This window comes from Geotalea uraniireducens, from assembly GCF_027943965.1.
Classification (GTDB): Bacteria; Desulfobacterota; Desulfuromonadia; order Geobacterales; family Geobacteraceae; genus Geobacter; species Geobacter uraniireducens.
The window spans coordinates 1,826,930-1,843,215 of the sequence record NZ_AP027151.1; the positions used below are offsets into that span (position 1 = coordinate 1,826,930).

General features: G+C 61.4%; 17 protein-coding genes and 2 riboswitches. Of the genes, 6 read left to right on the forward strand and 11 right to left on the reverse strand.

What is annotated here, in order from left to right; genetic code table 11:
* Nucleotides 1-111: 111 nt before the first annotated feature.
* From QMN23_RS08650 to QMN23_RS08660, 3 genes are all read left to right on the forward strand, one after another.
* A complete protein-coding gene (locus tag QMN23_RS08650; RefSeq protein WP_282003448.1) occupies nt 112-474 on the forward strand; it encodes a hypothetical protein in 363 nt (120 codons plus the stop codon).
* Between the two features lie 125 nt (nt 475-599).
* Nucleotides 600-1,205 (forward strand): hypothetical protein, encoded by a 606-nt coding sequence (locus tag QMN23_RS08655; protein WP_282003450.1) that lies wholly within the window; start codon nt 600-602, stop codon nt 1,203-1,205.
* 400 nt (nt 1,206-1,605) lie between these two features.
* On the forward strand, nt 1,606-1,902 hold the full coding sequence (locus QMN23_RS08660; protein WP_282003452.1) for a group II intron maturase-specific domain-containing protein: 297 nt from the start codon (nt 1,606-1,608) through the stop codon (nt 1,900-1,902).
* 222 nt (nt 1,903-2,124) lie between these two features.
* On the opposite strand, the gene QMN23_RS08665 is transcribed toward QMN23_RS08660, so the two are convergent.
* Entirely contained in the window at nt 2,125-2,487 is a 363-nt protein-coding gene (locus QMN23_RS08665; protein ID WP_282003454.1) for a hypothetical protein, read from the reverse strand.
* Between the two features lie 260 nt (nt 2,488-2,747).
* Between QMN23_RS08665 and QMN23_RS08670 the strand changes: the two genes are divergently transcribed.
* A complete protein-coding gene (locus QMN23_RS08670; RefSeq protein WP_282003455.1) occupies nt 2,748-3,632 on the forward strand; it encodes a TraB/GumN family protein in 885 nt (294 codons plus the stop codon).
* Nucleotides 3,633-3,645: 13 nt separating this feature from the next.
* On the opposite strand, the gene QMN23_RS08675 is transcribed toward QMN23_RS08670, so the two are convergent.
* The 3 genes from QMN23_RS08675 to QMN23_RS08685 all read right to left on the reverse strand — a co-directional run bounded on the left by QMN23_RS08675 (nt 3,646) and on the right by QMN23_RS08685 (nt 6,539).
* The gene (locus QMN23_RS08675; protein WP_282003456.1) at nt 3,646-4,155 is read right to left on the reverse strand and encodes a M48 family metallopeptidase; all 510 of its coding nucleotides are present in this window, start codon (nt 4,153-4,155) and stop codon (nt 3,646-3,648) included.
* Nucleotides 4,156-4,414: 259 nt separating this feature from the next.
* Nucleotides 4,415-5,932: a carboxypeptidase-like regulatory domain-containing protein gene (locus QMN23_RS08680; protein WP_282003457.1), complete on the reverse strand. Its 1,518-nt coding sequence runs from the start codon at nt 5,930-5,932 to the stop codon at nt 4,415-4,417.
* A 187-nt stretch (nt 5,933-6,119) separates the two neighbouring features.
* A complete protein-coding gene (locus QMN23_RS08685; protein WP_282003459.1) occupies nt 6,120-6,539 on the reverse strand; it encodes a hypothetical protein in 420 nt (139 codons plus the stop codon).
* Nucleotides 6,540-6,636: 97 nt separating this feature from the next.
* A riboswitch (cyclic di-GMP riboswitch) is annotated at nt 6,637-6,713 on the reverse strand.
* A 146-nt stretch (nt 6,714-6,859) separates the two neighbouring features.
* Nucleotides 6,860-6,936: riboswitch (cyclic di-GMP riboswitch) on the reverse strand.
* A gap of 301 nt (nt 6,937-7,237) precedes the next feature.
* Between QMN23_RS08685 and QMN23_RS08690 the strand changes: the two genes are divergently transcribed.
* Nucleotides 7,238-7,546, forward strand: coding sequence for a rhodanese-like domain-containing protein (locus tag QMN23_RS08690; RefSeq protein WP_282003460.1), 309 nt, complete (start codon nt 7,238-7,240; stop codon nt 7,544-7,546).
* Between the two features lie 9 nt (nt 7,547-7,555).
* On the opposite strand, the gene cyoE is transcribed toward QMN23_RS08690, so the two are convergent.
* The 7 genes from cyoE to QMN23_RS08725 form a co-directional block, all read right to left on the reverse strand.
* Nucleotides 7,556-8,506, reverse strand: a complete 951-nt coding sequence (gene cyoE, locus QMN23_RS08695) for a heme o synthase (protein ID WP_282003461.1) — start codon at nt 8,504-8,506, stop codon at nt 7,556-7,558.
* Nucleotides 8,458-9,327, reverse strand: a complete 870-nt coding sequence (locus tag QMN23_RS08700) for a COX15/CtaA family protein (protein WP_282003463.1) — start codon at nt 9,325-9,327, stop codon at nt 8,458-8,460. Before QMN23_RS08700 ends, cyoE begins: the two co-directional genes overlap by 49 nt.
* Before the next feature lie 66 nt (nt 9,328-9,393).
* Nucleotides 9,394-9,657 carry a cytochrome C oxidase subunit IV family protein gene (locus tag QMN23_RS08705; RefSeq protein ID WP_282003465.1) on the reverse strand — a complete coding sequence of 88 codons (264 nt, stop codon included), beginning with the start codon at nt 9,655-9,657 and terminating at the stop codon, nt 9,394-9,396.
* Nucleotides 9,658-9,671: 14 nt separating this feature from the next.
* Nucleotides 9,672-10,265, reverse strand: coding sequence for a cytochrome c oxidase subunit 3 family protein (locus QMN23_RS08710; RefSeq protein ID WP_282003467.1), 594 nt, complete (start codon nt 10,263-10,265; stop codon nt 9,672-9,674).
* A complete protein-coding gene (ctaD, locus tag QMN23_RS08715) occupies nt 10,258-11,874 on the reverse strand; it encodes a cytochrome c oxidase subunit I (protein ID WP_282003469.1) in 1,617 nt (538 codons plus the stop codon). Before ctaD ends, QMN23_RS08710 begins: the two co-directional genes overlap by 8 nt.
* Before the next feature lie 49 nt (nt 11,875-11,923).
* The gene (gene coxB, locus QMN23_RS08720) at nt 11,924-12,880 is read right to left on the reverse strand and encodes a cytochrome c oxidase subunit II (RefSeq protein ID WP_282003471.1); all 957 of its coding nucleotides are present in this window, start codon (nt 12,878-12,880) and stop codon (nt 11,924-11,926) included.
* Between the two features lie 34 nt (nt 12,881-12,914).
* Entirely contained in the window at nt 12,915-13,763 is an 849-nt protein-coding gene (locus QMN23_RS08725) for an SCO family protein (RefSeq protein WP_282003473.1), read from the reverse strand.
* 122 nt (nt 13,764-13,885) lie between these two features.
* Between QMN23_RS08725 and QMN23_RS08730 the strand changes: the two genes are divergently transcribed.
* Nucleotides 13,886-16,192 (forward strand): ATP-binding protein, encoded by a 2,307-nt coding sequence (locus QMN23_RS08730; RefSeq protein ID WP_282003474.1) that lies wholly within the window; start codon nt 13,886-13,888, stop codon nt 16,190-16,192.
* Nucleotides 16,193-16,286 lie beyond the last annotated feature (94 nt).

Here is a 16,286-nt window from a genome sequence, read left to right on the forward strand (position 1 = left end):
CAAAATCCAAATTTAACAAGAAATATGGAATTTTATCCTAAATGCAATCTATTTAAAAAACTAAATTCTTATCAATTGATAGGTGTGTATTGATTATCAAGGAGAATGACAATGACATGGACAAACCGGGATTTTGTGACGCTATTTATTGCTCTCTTGATGATTATATGCCCTCACAATTTGCTAGCTTTCCCGCTGGATCAATTACACATCCTTAAAATATCTTCCTTGGATGGTACCGCGGTAATTAAAATGCCCGAAGGTTTCTTGCGTGTCATTAAGCCTGGGGATGTGATCGGCAATGATGTGACGGTTAAGGAAATTGCATCAGGAAGGATCCTGTTAGAGGAGAGACATGAGAGCGGAACTGAGTTGGTAATTGTCCGTCTTGTAAATGATAAACAGCTGATTAGTCGTGTACGACGTCTTCCGGGCACCCTGCCGACCTTGACCGTGCCGGTTGTGAATAAATAGGTAAAGAATGGCGGTGAAATAGATTGATGCTACTCAATAAAGCAAAATGAAAAAACCGGTATTAGCATGTGAATGGAGCGAGCGGATTTGCTTGCTTAAACTTTATTTTGTTGGAGGGAGTATCGATGTATGCAAGCTGGCCCCGGTTCCCGTTCATATTCGGATTATTGCGTTATCTGATTCTGCTATTTGGGATGATTTTAATAACATGTCCGTCGTATGCCGACGATTATTCCGTTCGGAGTATTGGCGATTATGGCAATGTCACAGTGATGGAATTCTCCGGCAACTATGATTTAAGCACCTCTGGCGGAACCCTCAATGAACTGCCACGGCAATTGATTTCCCAGGAATTTTTCAAATCACATCAAGATATCTACGATTTCATCGTTATTTTTACCAATTTTGACTTTCAGTTGGCGCCCGGTATGACTGCCTTCTATGTGGGAGTCAAGAACGACGTTCTTGGCATCGGCCGTGAACTATTCGACAATTCCTCTCGTTACGGCAGCACCGGCAAGCTACAGGGAACCATTGACATGGGGAATGTTGCACGTTTGACGGTTGATCCCCTTAATCCGGTCTTCGAACAAACGTTGAGTGCCCTGAGCCATGAGCTGTTGCACCGCTGGAGTTCATATGTCAGCTTCAAGGACCATGATGGTTTGGTTAGTAAGGCTTTACTCGGATGCGCCCACGGGGACGTTGGTCACTTCTGCCAACTTACATAGGATAACTACCTGAAAAACCGTGCCGCGAGCAGCACGTATCGACATATCTGGCGAGCCTTAGCGGAGACTAGGAGGAAAGACAAAGGGTCAAGTCTCCAAAATTCAAAATTGAATTTTGGAGACTTGACCGTACGTAGTAACAGTTGAATATCTCACGGGTTTAAGTCCCGCCCGGGGAGTTGTCCGTTCGCCCCGGTAGCTCAAGGGAGTGGCGTTCTGGCAACAGGGGGTCATAAGTTCCCAATTGGCAAAACAGCAGGCCGTAACGTAAGTGAACCCAGGTGTAGCCTCGTAACTTGCTTTGGAGATGCCGACCCTGTGGTCAGATGGGGAAGGCCGCTGTTCGCAGGCCCTGATAACGGAATCGGCCAGTGAGATCTTCCGGGGTAGCAGGGACGGCATGTTGCGGAAGAAGAGGACGAGGACGGTAAAACTGCTTGAAACCATAGTGCGAGAAGTTAACGCAACCGTGAGAGGATGGGCTGGCTACTTTCACTACCATAACTGTAGCAGGGCGCTCAAAGCCGTTAAGTATCATGTAGAAGAACGACTGCGGACCCATCTACGCAAGCGGCACAAAATCAAAGATAGGGGCACCGGGTATTACCGATTCGGCAACCGGACGCTCTACGGGAAATACGGACTGTACAAAGTGCCGACAACAGCGGGTTGGACTAAAGCGCATGCCTTGTCGTGAAGAACATCGGAAAGCCGTGTGCGGGAAAACTGCATGCACGGTTTGATGAGGGAGGGCAGGGTAATACCTGCTCCCCACTCTACCCTGCAAACACTGACCCCTGCAAACACACGGGCAAAGCTCCCGAGTACGGCGATCCCGACCGCACGCTGATGCGCAACCTCTCCGATCCTCGGGGAAACGAGGAGTGGTTCATCCGAAGTTTTCCGGATGGAGTCCACCTTACCACTTGCCAACCAGCCTAATCTGCCGACCGGAAGCGGAAATCCACAACTGACCATTGACCAGTTCGGCGGCAAACGCCCCAGCCACAGCCCCCAGGGCGTCGGCTGCCACGTCATCCCAGCCGAAATGGTCGCCGGTAAATTCATCGACAATTTCATTGATCACCCCCGGAACCAACGCTATCCCGGAAGCAGTCACCGTCCGCTCCCCCGGCCCCATCTGCCCGGCGTAGTGGTACAAGGCGGTATCGGCGGCGATTCCCAATACTGAACCGGTCCAGAAATGCGGGATATTGGTGCGGTCGACAGCGAAAGCCGGGATGGGGAGCAGCAGCAACAGCACGATAATCGCCTTTCGCATGGCAGTTCCTTTTGTCGGGGAATGGTTATTCGCTAGTATTATGAATAGATTATCATTCTAGGCGGAAAGGACAACCGCAGGGCCGGCGAATCGTGCTGCGCCTGTGATCGCGGGCGGCGGTCGAAGGGCTGGTTGTCGTGCCGGGCGCGGATGTGGCCGGTACCATATCCTTGACCGTTAGAAGCCTGATGACAAACGGCTCGCTGAGGGTTATCCTTTGTCGTTAGCACTGTTTACCTTCCTCACCCCAGGAGCTTCCCATGTCCCGTTGTCGTTCCCTGGTTCTGCTAATCCTCTGGCTGGTTCTCGTCTGTGCCTCGTCGGCTCTGGCGGCGGAGCGGGGGCTGTGGTACGTGGTCCGGTCGAAGACCGATACGGCCTATCTTGTCGGTTCGATCCACGTGGGGCGGGCGGATTTCTACCCGCTGCCGGACCCGCTCGAACAGAGTTTCGCCGCAGCCGGGCCGCTGGTGATGGAGCTTGACCCGGACAAGCTGAATACTCCGGATGTCCAGCAGCGGTCGTTGCGGATGGCGCTCTATCCGGAGGGCGATTCGCTGCGCAACCATGTGAAACCGGAAACCTACCGGCGGGCGCTGGAAGAGGCGGGGCGGCTCGGACTCCCCGAGCCGGTGCTGAACCGCTTCAAGCCGTGGATGCTGGCGGTGACGCTGCAGGTGTTCTGTTTCCAGAAGGCGGGCCTGGCGCCCGATTACGGTGTCGACCGCTACTTTGCCCGGCGGGGGAAGGAACTCGGCAAGCGGCTGGTTGAGCTGGAGTCGGTCGATGCCCAAATGGCGCTGATGAACGGCTTCAGCCCTGCCGAGGCGGAGGATTTCCTGCTCGGTACCCTTCAGGATCTGGCGGACGGTTCGGCGATCGACGGGATGATCAAAAGCTGGCTGGCGGGGGACGCGGCGGGCCTTGAGGCGGTGATCATGAAGCCCTTGCAGGAGTATCCCGAAACGGCATCGATCTATGAAAAGCTCTTTTTCAGCCGCAATCGGGCAATGGCGGCCGGGATCGAGCGACTGATGACGGAGCGGCAACGGCCGTTCGTGGTGGTTGGTGCCGGCCATCTGGTGGGGCAACAGGGAATCGTCGAAATCCTCCGTCGCAAGGGGTACCAGGTGGAACAGCAGTGATGGGGGGGAGTGCTCAGGCGATGTAGAGCGGGCCAACGGCTTCCAGGTAGGTCAGGTAGAGCCGCAGGTCGAATTCCAGCTGGTGATAAGCCGGCTCGATGTGGTTGCAGAGCTGGTAGAAGGCCTTGTCGTGGCTTTTCTCCTTCAGGTGGGCCAGCTCGTGGACGACGATCATCCGCAGGAATTCCGGCGGCGTTTCCTTGAAGAGCGCGGCAATCCTGATTTCGTGTTTGGCCTTCAGTTTGCCTCCCTGGACCCGCGAGACGAAGGTGTGCAGTCCCAGCGCATCGTTGATGACATTGATCCGGCCGTCGTAGCGCACCTTGCTGAGCGGTGGGGCGGTGCGGAGAAATTCGTTCTTGATCGCCACCGCGTAGTCGTACAGTGCCCGATCAGTCCTGATTTCGTGGCCGGCCGGGTATTTCTGCCGCAGGTGGTCCCCCAGCCGTCCTTCCGCCAGCAGCCGGCGAACCTGGTCGACGATCTTTTCCGAATATCCTGCCAGATAACTCAAGCGCTGCATCGTTTGCGTCGTTTCCTTCCCGTGATCTTCCGCCTTCGCCGGCGCTCATTCTCCACTCTTTATAGCGGATGGGGCGAAACGGCGGCAAGCGGTTTCTCGATCCAAATAAATTGGGGGATGCAGCGTGTCTGCATCCCCCATGTCGTTCTGCTACTTACTAAGAAGTGTATTGACTATCCGACATAAACATCACCTCCCCCTTGATGGGGGAGGGTGTTGTCGAGGAGTCGGGTTTCGCTTTTGTAACTGCTGTGTTCTGCTAGCGGTGCATGGCCCGGACGCTGTAGTTGCTGTGGCAGACGTTGCAGTTCCAGATCCAGAAGTTGTCGCCCTGGAGCTGTTTGGTGATGACCGTGTCGGCCGGATTGGCGGTGGTGTACTCGGCGTGCGGGCCGTTGTGGCAGGCCTCGCAGTAGATCCGGTTGTTCATGTCGCCGTCGGGGCCGTTCTGCAGCAAGGAGTTCCGGTAGAGGGTGTTGGCGTTCTCCTGGTGCTTGGCGTCGTGGCAGTTGCCGCACTTCGGCTCCTGCAGCCAGGGCTGCCGGCCGTTCTGGACCGAGGATGCCATGGTGTTCATGTCGCCGTGGCAGTCATGGCAGTTCTTGCCGGCTCGGGCCATGACGCCGCGCATGCAGGCGGTCTTCGGCCCGGGGTGGCAGTTGTAGCAGTCGGGGGTGAGGGCGGCGGCAGTGGCGGTGGCCTTCATCTTGTCCTTGTGGAAGTTGTGCATCGCCAGCGAGAGGCTTTCGACGCCGGCTTTGCCCGGGGCGCTCAGGGCGTTGTCGGCGTGGCATTCGGAACAGCGATGTACCTTGCCGCTCCAGTAGTCGGCGACCAGGGTGGTGTTGCTGTGATCGTCGTGCTTCTGCAGGATGTCGAGCTGCGGATTGCTGCCGGTGTGGCAGTTGCTGCACATCATTTCCGTCGAAACGGGGGTGACGACGTTGGTGGTCTGGAGGACCTGGCCGCTGCTGTTGGTGACGGTGATCACCGCGGTGCCGTAGGGGTCCCAGGTGCCGTCGTCGTCATAGGGGGTGATCGGGATTCCTTCGGCAACGAACCCTTTGCCATTGGCGTCGAGCTTCATTGTGCCGGAGAGCGGGGTGCCGGTGATGCCGGTATTCGGCGCCACGTTCCAGCCGAACTGGGCGGCGTAGTCCCAGAAGTTGGTGTGCAGGGTGGAGTTGGTCTTTTTCGGGAACGAATAGCTGACGGTGATCCCGGAGGTGACAAGGCTCGATTCGCCGCCGTGGCGGAATACCTGGACGTGGAGGGTGTTGAACGGCGGCAGGACGCAGAAATATGAATAATCGTCCTGGTCGCAGTGCATCCCCAGGTCGTTCCAGGCGAAGACGGCATAGCTCATGGCCGAGGCGGGGATGTACTGGTTGCCGTAGGCTTTGGTCAGGCTCCAGTTGACCGGGGTTGCCGCGCCGGAGACAACGGTGCAGATCTGGTAGGTCTGCTGGTAGCCGCTTTTCGTGACTGACAGGGTGTAGTTGCCCGCGGCCTCACTCAGGGTGTAGCTGCCGGTCGAGCTGGTGGTAGCGGTGTGGGAACCGTCGCTGATGGTGGCGCCGGAGATGGCGGCGCCGGTAACGATGTCCTTGACGACACCGGTGATGGCGGTGGTTGTCGAGGTGCTTCCCGAGGTGCTCCCGGAGGTGCTTCCGGTGGATGAGGTTTGGCCGCTATGCCATTCGGTTTCCGCCAGCGTGCCATTCGCCATGGCAAAGACGAACGACAGGCCGACGAGGACGGAACATACCTTTTTCATTGCTGCTCTCCTTGTGTTTAAAGTGCGTGGATACTGCCGGGTTCACTGCCAATCAACCGATCTGGCGCCTTCGGCGGGTTCGTCGCACCCTGCCGCGGCGAGGGATTTCTTTCGCTGTTTTCGCTCACCTCCTTTCGCTGCGGTCCCGATACCGCGGCCCGGCCGTCGTCCCTGCGGCCCGACCCGGCTACCAGACTTTGATTTTCCAGGCACCGTTTTCCCGTACCAGCTGCTCGGTTACCCGAACGGTGGTCGGCTTGCTGCGGTGCAGCTTCGCCGAAGGGGCAAAGGTCAGCAGTGCCACCGCCTCGGCGCTGTCGCCATTCTGGCGGAGCGAGGTGATTTCGTAGCTGCTCAGTACCGAGGCTTCGGCCCGGTGTTTGACGAAGTCGTCTTTGGTGACCTTGTCCCGGTAGCGTTGGTAGTAGCAGTCATACGTCGCGGCATAGTCCTGTTTCACCGCCGTCGAAAAATACCGGTCCAGGGCGGCCTGCGGCGTGCTGCCGCCACTGGTGCTACCACTGCCGTTATTGACGCCGGTGCTGCATCCTCCCAGCGCTATCGCCGCGAAACACGCCAGCAGTGTCAGCCCTTTTCTCCATCCCATCGTCGTCTCCTTTCGGGGAAATTCCCTGTCTCGCCGGTCTGCCGTCGCCGTGCTCCGGGCACAAAAAAACCGGGGGCCTCATATCCTGTTGCGATATTTCGGCGACCCGGCTGTCTCGGTGAGACCCTGTAGGCTTTCCGTCCCATCCTCGCGGATGGTTTAGTATTGTCGTCTATCTCTGATTCGGGGGCGGCGTGTGCCGCCCGCTGCATGTCGCGAATCGTGCTGTTGTGTCGCTCGGGTATCCTCGTGCAATCTGCCGGGAAGCATCCGGCGGTAGCGCACAAAAAAGCCGGGGGCCTCATATCCTCTGGCGATATTTCGGCGACCCGGCTGTCTCGGTGAGACCCTGTAGGCTTTCCGTCCCATCCTCGCGGATGGTTTAGTATTGTCGTGTATCAGTTTTGTGCAAGTTTTGTAGCTGATTTTAGAATATGAATATTACGATGGCAACTAAAATTTTACTCATTCTCGGCAGATAGCGATCTGGCTCGTCGGCCGTCAGCCGTGGCTCTGTGGGGGATGCTTCGTTGTCGGCCGGTTGTTCCCGACAACTTTAATGAAATTCAGCACGTCTGAAAGGCTGCTTTCCTGTCCGCCATGGCCCGGGCAGGGGGGCGATTTAGCGCTTGTCTGCGGTGAAACAGGTGCGCTATGGTGTTGTGTAAAATATGAATATCTAAATCGTTGGAGGTGTTATGCAGGCAAAGGAACTGGCACGGCTGCTCAAGGGGAAGGAGCAGCCGTGCATAATCGACGTCCGGAGCGGCTTCGAATACAAGACGGGCCATATCCCGGGGGCGGTCCATGCCCCGGGGTGGAAAATCCTCTTCCGGCTGGCGAAACTGCCGCGGGAAAAGGAGGCGCTGCTGGTGGTGACTTGCGAGCACGGCCCCCGCGCCCAGCTTGCGCGCACCCTCCTCGGCTCCCGGGGGTACCGGCGGGTGGAACTGCTCGACGGCCACATGTCAGGCTGGCGGCGGGCCAATCTGCCGCTGGAGAAGTGATTCGGCAGCTCAGGCGCCGCGGCCGACCAGGTCGACGATGATTGCGGTCAACAGGGCGACCAGGTAGAGGAGCGAGGCGGCAAAGGCTCGCCGGTAGCGGCTGGTTGCCACCAGGTAGCGAAAACAGGCGCCGAGGAAGGCGAGGCCGAGCAGCAGGGCGATGCCGGCAAAGCGGACGGAGCAGCAGCCGAAGGCCCAGAGGGCGAGGGACGCGGGAACCAGCGCCGTGGCGTAAAGGAAGATCATGATGGTGGTGTAGGTCGCCCCCCGCACCGCCGGCAGGGCCGGGATGCCGGCACGGCGGTAGTCCTCCCGGTAGTGGAGCGCCAGGGTCCAGAAGTGGGGCGGCTGCCAGAGGAGCATCACCAGGAAGAGCAGCACGCCGTCGAAGCCGATGGTCGTGGCGACGGCGCTGTAGCCGATCAGCACCGGCAGTGCCCCGGGGATTCCTCCCGGCACCGCGCCGTAGGGGGAACGGCGCTTCAGCCAGAGGGTGTAGACCACCGCATAGGCGATGATCGCCGCCAGGGTCAGGAGCCCGGTCAGCGGCGGCAGCAGGGTAAAGTCGAGGGCAAGGCCGAGCGCCAGTGCCCCGCCGGCCGCCACCAGGGTGGTGCCGGTGCCGACTTGGCGCAGTGCGGCGTTCCGTCGCCCCAGCCGGGCCATCCGCGCATCGCTTGCGGCTTCGAGGAGGACGTTGAGCAGCGCCGCCCCGCCGGCGGTCAACACCAGGGCGACCAGGCAGACGAGGGTGGTCCGGGGGGCCGGTGTACCGCGGGCGGCCAGCACCATCCCGGCGTAGCCCGCCAGGGCCACCGCCGCCACGATCCCCGGCTTGGCGAGGACGAACAGGGCGCCGAGCCGGGCCGGTCCGCCGCCGGCAGCCGCTGGCAGTGCCGGTTCTCTGCAGGTCAGCCCGCCGTCGATGGCCGTTCTCCTTCCGTCATTTCCACCACCCACATCCGGCCGAGCAAGAGGATCAGGAGCAGCGCCATGGCCAGATGGACCGCCGCCATGACGTAAGAGAGCCCGGAGAGGACGACGACCCCGCCGATGCCGACCTGGGCCGTTGCCAGCACCGCCAGGAGCAGGGCGGTGGCCCGGTGGCGGCCGAGCCGCCCGTCGAGGAGGGTGGCCAGCCAGAAGGTGAAGAGGGTGAGGACGATCACCGCTCCCATGGCCCGATGGGAAAACTGGGCGAGCACCTCGGCGGAGGAGATTCGGGGGAGCCAGTGACCGCCGCAGGTCGGGAAATCGGTGCAGGCGAGGCCGGAGCCGGAGTGGCGGACATAGGCGCCGAGTGCCCCCTGGGAGAAGATCAGCGCTCCCAGCGCCAGGAGCAATCCGGAACGCCCCCGCACGGCAAAAGCCGGGATGCGGTCGCGGCCGTCAAAGGCTGCCATGTAAGCGACCAGCAGGAAGACCGTCAGCCCGGTCATGAAATGGACGGTGGTCAGCTGCACCGGCAGCTCCAGGACCACCACCAACCCACCGAGAATGATCTCCACGGCGATGATCGCCACTGCCGCCACCGGTACCGCCTTCGCCGCCCCCCGGTAGTGTTTGAATCGCTGCCAGGCCAGCACCAGCAGCGAAACGGTAGCCGTGGCGGCGATCAGCCGGTGGCCGAATTCCATCCAGATGTCGAGCCGGAAGGGGGGGAGCACCCGGCCGTGGCAGAGGGGCCAGTCGGGACAGGCGAGCCCCGCTTTCATCCCCGCCACCAGGTTGCCCCAGACGAGGAGCAGGAAAAACAGGGCGAGAGTTATGCGTGCAAACATGGTGACCTCCCTGGAAAACGAGTGTCGGACCCGGCCGTTCACGTGCCGGGCAAGAACCGCCTGCCGTTAGCGGAACATGGTATCGAGCAGCGTCCCGCCGATGATCAGCGAGAGGAAAAAGAGCGGGAAGAGGGCGAAGGCGATCACCAGCCGCGTCTCATGGCGCAGATGCATGAAGTAGAGAGCGACCAGGGACGCCTTTGCCGAGGCGATGAGCAGGGCGACCGCCACGTTGCCGAGCCCCAGGTTGACGTAGGAGACGGCGAGGGTGAGCCCGGTCAGGAGGACCAGCCCTCCCCAGACGACGAAATAGATTCGGTATGCCGCCATCGTTCCCCCTTGTCTCAGCCGATCAGGTAGAGGAGCGGAAAGAGGTAGATCCAGACCAGATCGACGAAATGCCAGTAGATACCGGTGATCTCCACCGGGGTCGAATACTCCGCCGAGAATTTTCCCCGCCGCGCCAGGACCAGCATGGTCGTCAGCGCCCCCATCCCCGCCATGACGTGCAGCGCATGGAGGCCGGTCATCGTGTAGTAGAGGGCGAAAAAAATGCTCGTCCGGGGATAAATCCCGTGGGCGAAGTGGTCGCTCCATTCGAGGTACTTGATGCCGAGGAACGCCGCCGCCAGCAGCAGGGTGATAATCAGGCAGCGCTGCAGGGCCCGCTCCTTCCCCTGGCGGATGGCGGCGATGCCGATGGCGACGCTCAGGCTGCTGCAGATCAGGACCACCGTGTTCAGGGCGCCGAACAGCCGGTTGAGTTGCAGGTAGTCGCTGTGGAACTGGGCCGGATGGGCGATCCGGAACACCGTGTAGGCGGTGAAGAGGCCGCCGAAGAGCAGTACTTCGGTGGCCAGGAAGGTCCAGATGCCGAGCCGGGCCTTTTCCGGGGCGCCAGCGGGGGCGAGCGACGGTTCCGGGGGACGGCTACTCACCGGCGTCTCCTTTCTTGCCGTAGCCGTACGGCCATGTGGTGACCGTCGGGATGGTTTCAAAGTTGTCGGTGGCCGGCGGCGAAGCCGTCTGCCACTCCAGGGTGAGCGCCCGCCAGGGGTTGGCCGGCGCCGGTTGTCCCTTGCGCATGCAGCGGAGGAAATTGAGGAACATGATGGCGATGCCGATGGTCAGCACCCACGAGCCGACCGTCGAGACGATGTGCAGCGTCTGGAAGCGGGGGGGGTACTCGGCATAGCGGCGCGGCATCCCCAGGTAGCCGAGGATGAACATCGGGAAGAAGGTGACGTTGAAACCGACGATGATGAACAGCCAGGCGAGCTTGGCCCGCAGCTCGTCCAGCAGCCGGCCGGTCATCTTCGGGAACCAGTAGTGGAGCCCGGCGAAGAGCCCCATGATCGTCCCCCCCATGATCGTGTAGTGGAAGTGGCCGACCAGGAAGTAGGTGTCGTGGACATGGACGTCGGTGCCGAGGGCGCCGAGGAACATCCCGGTCAGGCCGCCGATGATGAAGTGGAAGATGAAGGTCAGGGCGTAGAGCATCGGCGAATCGAGATGGATCGATCCCTTGTAGAGGGTGGCGATCCAGTTGAAGATCTTGATCCCGGTCGGCACGGCGACGAAGAAGGTGAGGAAGGAGAAGATCACCCCGGCCACCGTCGACATGCCGCTGACGAACATGTGGTGCCCCCAGACCAGGAAACTGATGAAGGCGATCGCCAGGGCCGAGTAGGCGATCGCCTTGTAGCCGAAGATCGGCTTGCGGGCGAAGACCGGGATCACCTCGGAAATGATCCCCATCGCCGGCAGGATCATCACGTAGACCACCGGGTGGGAGTAGAACCAGAAGAAGTGCTGGAAGAGGAGCGGGTCGCCCCCCTTTGCGGGATCGAAGAAGCCGATGCCGAACAGCCGCTCGGCCGCCAGGAGCAGGAAGGTGATGCCGATCACCGGGGTGGCGAGGACGTTGATGATGCTGGTGGCGTACATCGCCCAGATGAAGAGCGGCATTCGGTACCAGGTCATCCCCGGCGCCCGCAGCTTGTGGATGGTGACCACGAAATTGAGGCCGGTGAGGATGGTCGACATGCCGGTCATGAACAGGCCGAAGGCGAGCACGGTGACGGCAGCGGCGGTCCGGGTCGAGTAGGGGGCATAGAAGGTCCAGCCGGTATCCATCGGGTTCAACAGCGAGCCGAACACCACGCAGATCCCGGCCACGAACAGCCAGTAGCTGAAGAGGTTGAGCCGCGGGAAGGCGACGTCACGGGCGCCGATCAGGAGCGGGATGAAGAAGTTGCCGAGCGACGACGGGATCGCCGGGATGACGAAGATGAAGATCATCAGCGCGCCGTGGATGGTGAAGAAGACGTTGTAGGTGTGGTCGGAGATGAAGCCCGGCCCGGGGGTCATCAGCTTCAGCCGGATGACGATGGCGAACAGCCCGCCGACCAGGAAGAAGAAGAGGGTAGTGAAGAGGTACATCACCCCGATCCGCTTGTGGTCGAGGGTGGTGGCCCAGGCGCGGAAACCCCGCTCGGTCAGGTAGCCCCGGTCGGCAAGAGGAACTGCGGCAGCGCGTTCAGTCATCGGCACCCCTTCCTCGAAGTCGGTCGGATTCCCTCAGTCCGGCAGACTTCTAATGCAGCGTCTTCAGATAGGCGATGATCGCCCGGATGTCATCGGCCGACAGCTTGCCCCGGAAGGTCGGCATGATCGGCGGGAAGCCCTTGACGATCTTGGCGTTGGGATCGACGATCGATTCCCGGATGTAGTCGTCGTCGGCGGTGACGCTCTGCCCGGTGGAGAGCGGGACGCTTTTGCCGTACAGCCCCTTGAGGGTCGGGCCGACCTTGGGGGTGCCGTCGACGGTGTGGCAGCCGAGGCAGCCCGACTGCTCCATCAACTCCTCACCCTTCTCCGCCAGCGGCTCCGTGCCGGCCTTGGCCTGCCGGGCCTTCGCCTCTTGCTGCTCCACCCACTGCGCGTAGGCGGCCGCCGGCATGACGACCAGGGTGGCCCGCATCAGCGAATGGCCGGTGCCGCAGTACTGCGAGCAGAAGATATCGTAGGAACCGACCCGGTCCGGTTCGAGCCAGAGATAGGTGTAGCGTCCCGGCAGCACGTCCTGTTTCTGCCGGTAGGCGGGGATGAAGAAGCCGTGGATCACGTCCCGGGAGGTCATGGTCAGCTTGACCGGCCGGCCGACCGGCAGCCGCAGCTCGCCGACCACCGTCCGGCCGTCGGGGTAGGTGAAGCTCCACTGCCACTGCTGGGCGGTAACGGCGATCTCGGTGGCGTGGGCCAGCGGCGATTTCAGGTCGATGAACACCACGTAGCCGTAGGCGAAGATCGCCAGGAGAAGCAGCGACGGGACGATCACCCAGACGGTTTCCAGGGTGTGATTGTCGGTGATGTACGGCGTCTCGACGTCCGGTTCCCCCTTCTTCCGCCGGTAGCGCAGGGCGAAATAAATCAGGAACCCCTGGGTGAGGAGAAAGAAAAAGATGCAGATGGCGGCAATGAAGATGAAGGCGCCATCGACTTCGCCGGCCGATCGGGAGGCTTCTCCGTGGAGGAATGTCAGTGCGGGCATAACGTCCTTCGCGCGATGTCGTTTCGGCCGTGCGTCAGCCGTTGCCGCCGGGGCGGCGGCGCTTCTCCCGCCGCCAGAGGACCAGGACCAGTCCGCCGAGCAAGAGCCCCACTGCGGAGGCGGCGGTGTTCATGATCCGTACCGCCGCCAGCACGTATTTTTTCCCGACCGGATCGTAGTGATAGCAGGAGAGGATCAGCTGGTTGATCAGCGACGAGCCGCCGATCTTCCCTCCTGCCGCCTCGATCAGCGCCAGTTTCAGGTCCCGCGGCGGGATTTCCATGCCGTAGAGGTAGCGGGCCACCTTCCCCTGGGGGGTAATGAGCAGGATCACCGACGGGTGAGCGAAATTGGCCGGCCCGAGTTTGACGTAGCGGAAGCCGACCGCCCGGGTCAGCCGCTCGATCTCCGGCTGCCGGCCGCTCAGAAACGGCCAGCGGTTCGCCGGATCGGCGATTCCCCGGAGCAGAGCATGGGATTCGCTCCATTTCCGCCGGACGATCTCCGGCGGCTCCGCCGGGTTGATGCTGACGGTGACGATCCGGAAATCGCGGTCGAGCGACAGCCCGCTGATGCCGTTCATGGTGGCCACCAGGTTGCGGAACTGCAGCGGGCAGAGCATCGGGCATTCGTAATAGTTCAGGGTGAGGATCACCGGCTGGCCGGTAAAATAGTCTCCCAGCCGCACCGCCGTGCCGTTCTGGTCCGTAAAGGGAAGATCGAGGGGGATGGCGGCCCCCAGGTGTTCGTCGACCCCGACTCCCGCCAGCACTTCGTCTTCGGCGGTGTGGGCCGTTGCTCTGGCGGAGCCGAGCAGCAGCGCGGCCAGAACGGTCAGCAATGCCAGGATGATGGCACGGCGTTGCCGGTTGCGAGCGGTCATCTGTTCTCCTCCCGTGCCGGGGATGCCGCGGCCGAACCGGCCCGGCTTTCGGTAAGTGTAGGTCATAGCGGGCAAATTGCAACGGAATGGGGGGCACTCCCGCCTTGTCGGGGCACAAAACTATGTTACTCTTTGATACAGTTGCTGTCGGCCCACGCAACATCCGGATCATCATGGCCCAGACAACACTTCATAATTCCCCCACCGGGATGACGCGCGAAGGTGCGGCCGCCTGCGGCTTTTTGCCGCTGCCGGCTCCGTTGCGTGTTTCGTCCTGCCCGTTGAAGACATTCGTCTTGCTGCTCGGTCTGATAACGATTTTGTCGCTCCTGCCGGTGACGGCCCGCGGCGCCCATCTCGTCCTGCGGGTTGGCGGCGAGCAGAATCTCCCCATTTCATCGGTCGACGAAGACGGTAAGGCCTACGGCATTATTCCCGAGCTGCTCAATTACATCGCCGCCAAAGAGGGGTGGACGATCCAGTATGTCCCCTGCACCTGGCACGACTGCCTTGCCGGCCTCGACAAGGGGGACCTGGACCTGCTGATGGCGATCGCCTATTCGCCCGACCGGGCCGAACGGTACGATTTCAACCGGGTGGCGGCGTTGTCGAACTGGGGACAGATCTATGCCGCGCCGGGGGTCCGGATCGAGTCGTTGCTCGATCTCCAAGGGAAACGAATTGCGGTGGTAAACAGCGATACGCACCAGAAGGCGTTTCGCGAGATGTTCCGCAAGTTCGGCAAGAATGCCGTCTATGTCGAAGTGGACAAGTTTGCCGACGTCTTCAGCGCCATCGCCCAGGGGCGGGCCGATGCCGGGATCGTCAACCGCTTTTTCGGCCTGGCCTACGCCGGGCGCTACCCGGTCAAGATGACGCCGGTAGTGTTCAACCCGATCGAGATTCGCTTCGCGGCTCACCCGGGAGAGAGCGACGAGATTCTCAAGACCATCGACCGGTACCTCGTCCAGTTTAAGGAGGACAAGGACTCCCCGTATTACGCGGCGCTGGATAAATGGCTGGTCGGACTCAAGCCGCGCACCGAGGTGCCGGGCTGGGTCAAGTGGGGGGGGAGCGTCCTGGTGTCGGTGGCTTTGGCGGCCTGCGCGGTGGTGCTGATCCTCCGGCGGCAGATCCGGGCGCGGACCGCGGAACTGGAGGCGAGCAAGCGCTTCAACGAGAAGATCGTCGAAACGGTGCCGGCGCTGATCTACCTCTACGATTTCGACCGGGGGCACTGCACCTACGTCAACGAACTGTCGCGAGAACTGCTGGGTTACGGGCCGGAGGAAGTGATCGCTATGGAGCCGGAGCGGTTCGTCGAACTGCTCCATCCCGACGATCTGCCGTCGCTCGATGCTTACCGGCAGCAGATGCGCACTGCCAGTTCCGCCGCCCCGCTGGAGGTCGAATATCGAGTGAAGAAGGGGGATGGGGGGTGGCGCTGGCTGCGGAGCAGGGAAACGGTATTTCGCCGCTCCGCCGACGGCCGGCCCGGGCAGTCGCTCGGCGTTGCCATGGATATTACCGAGCGGCGGCGGAGCGAGGAGGAGATCCGGCAGCTTAACGAGGGGCTGGAGCAGCGCATCCGCGAACGGACCGAAGAGCTGGAGCGGATGAACCTGAAACTGATGGTGGCGAACGAGGGGCTGGCCGCCGAGGTGCGCCAGCGGGAACTGGCCCAGGATGAGATCAGCTGGCTGAACGAGAACCTGCTGCGCCAGCGGAGCGCCCTGGAAGAGGCGAATCGCGAGCTGGAATCGTTCAGCTATTCGGTCTCCCACGATCTGCAGGCGCCGCTGCGGCACATCGCCGGCTATTCGAGCGTGCTGCTGGAGGAGTGCCACGATCAGTTGAGCGACGAGGGGCAGGATTATCTGCAGCGGATCAAGCGGGCCAGCCTGAAGATGGAGGAACTGATCGACGCACTGCTTGATCTGGCGCGGATCAGCCGCAAGAAGATGAACATGGTGCGCATCGATCTGAGCGCCATGGTTCGGGAAATCGTCGATTCACTCCGCGAGCGGGAACCGACCCGCACGGTCACCAGCATTATCGCCGACGGCGTCGTGGTCCATGGCGACGAACCGCTGCTCCGGGCGGTCATGGAGAATCTGGTCGGCAATGCCTGGAAATTCACCGGGAACAAGGCTGCAGCCGTGATCGAGTTCGGCGTTGCCGAACGGGACGGCCAGCAAGTCTACTTCGTTCGCGACAACGGGGCGGGGTTCGATATGACCTACGTCGACCGGCTGTTCGGTCCCTTCCAGCGGCTGCATGCCGCCGGCGAGTTCGAGGGGACCGGGATCGGCCTGGCGACGGTTCAGCGGATCATCAAGCGGCATGGCGGGGCCATCCGGGCCGAAGGCAAGGTGGGAGAGGGGGCGACGTTCTCCTTTACTCTCGGCGGGCAGCCGGTCGACGGCTAAGACCGGGGGCCGGGATGGTCCGGCTATCTCCCGTATTCTGTGAATAATGTAATATTTGTCGTGCTTGCTGCATCTGGGAGATGACAAGCGGGTA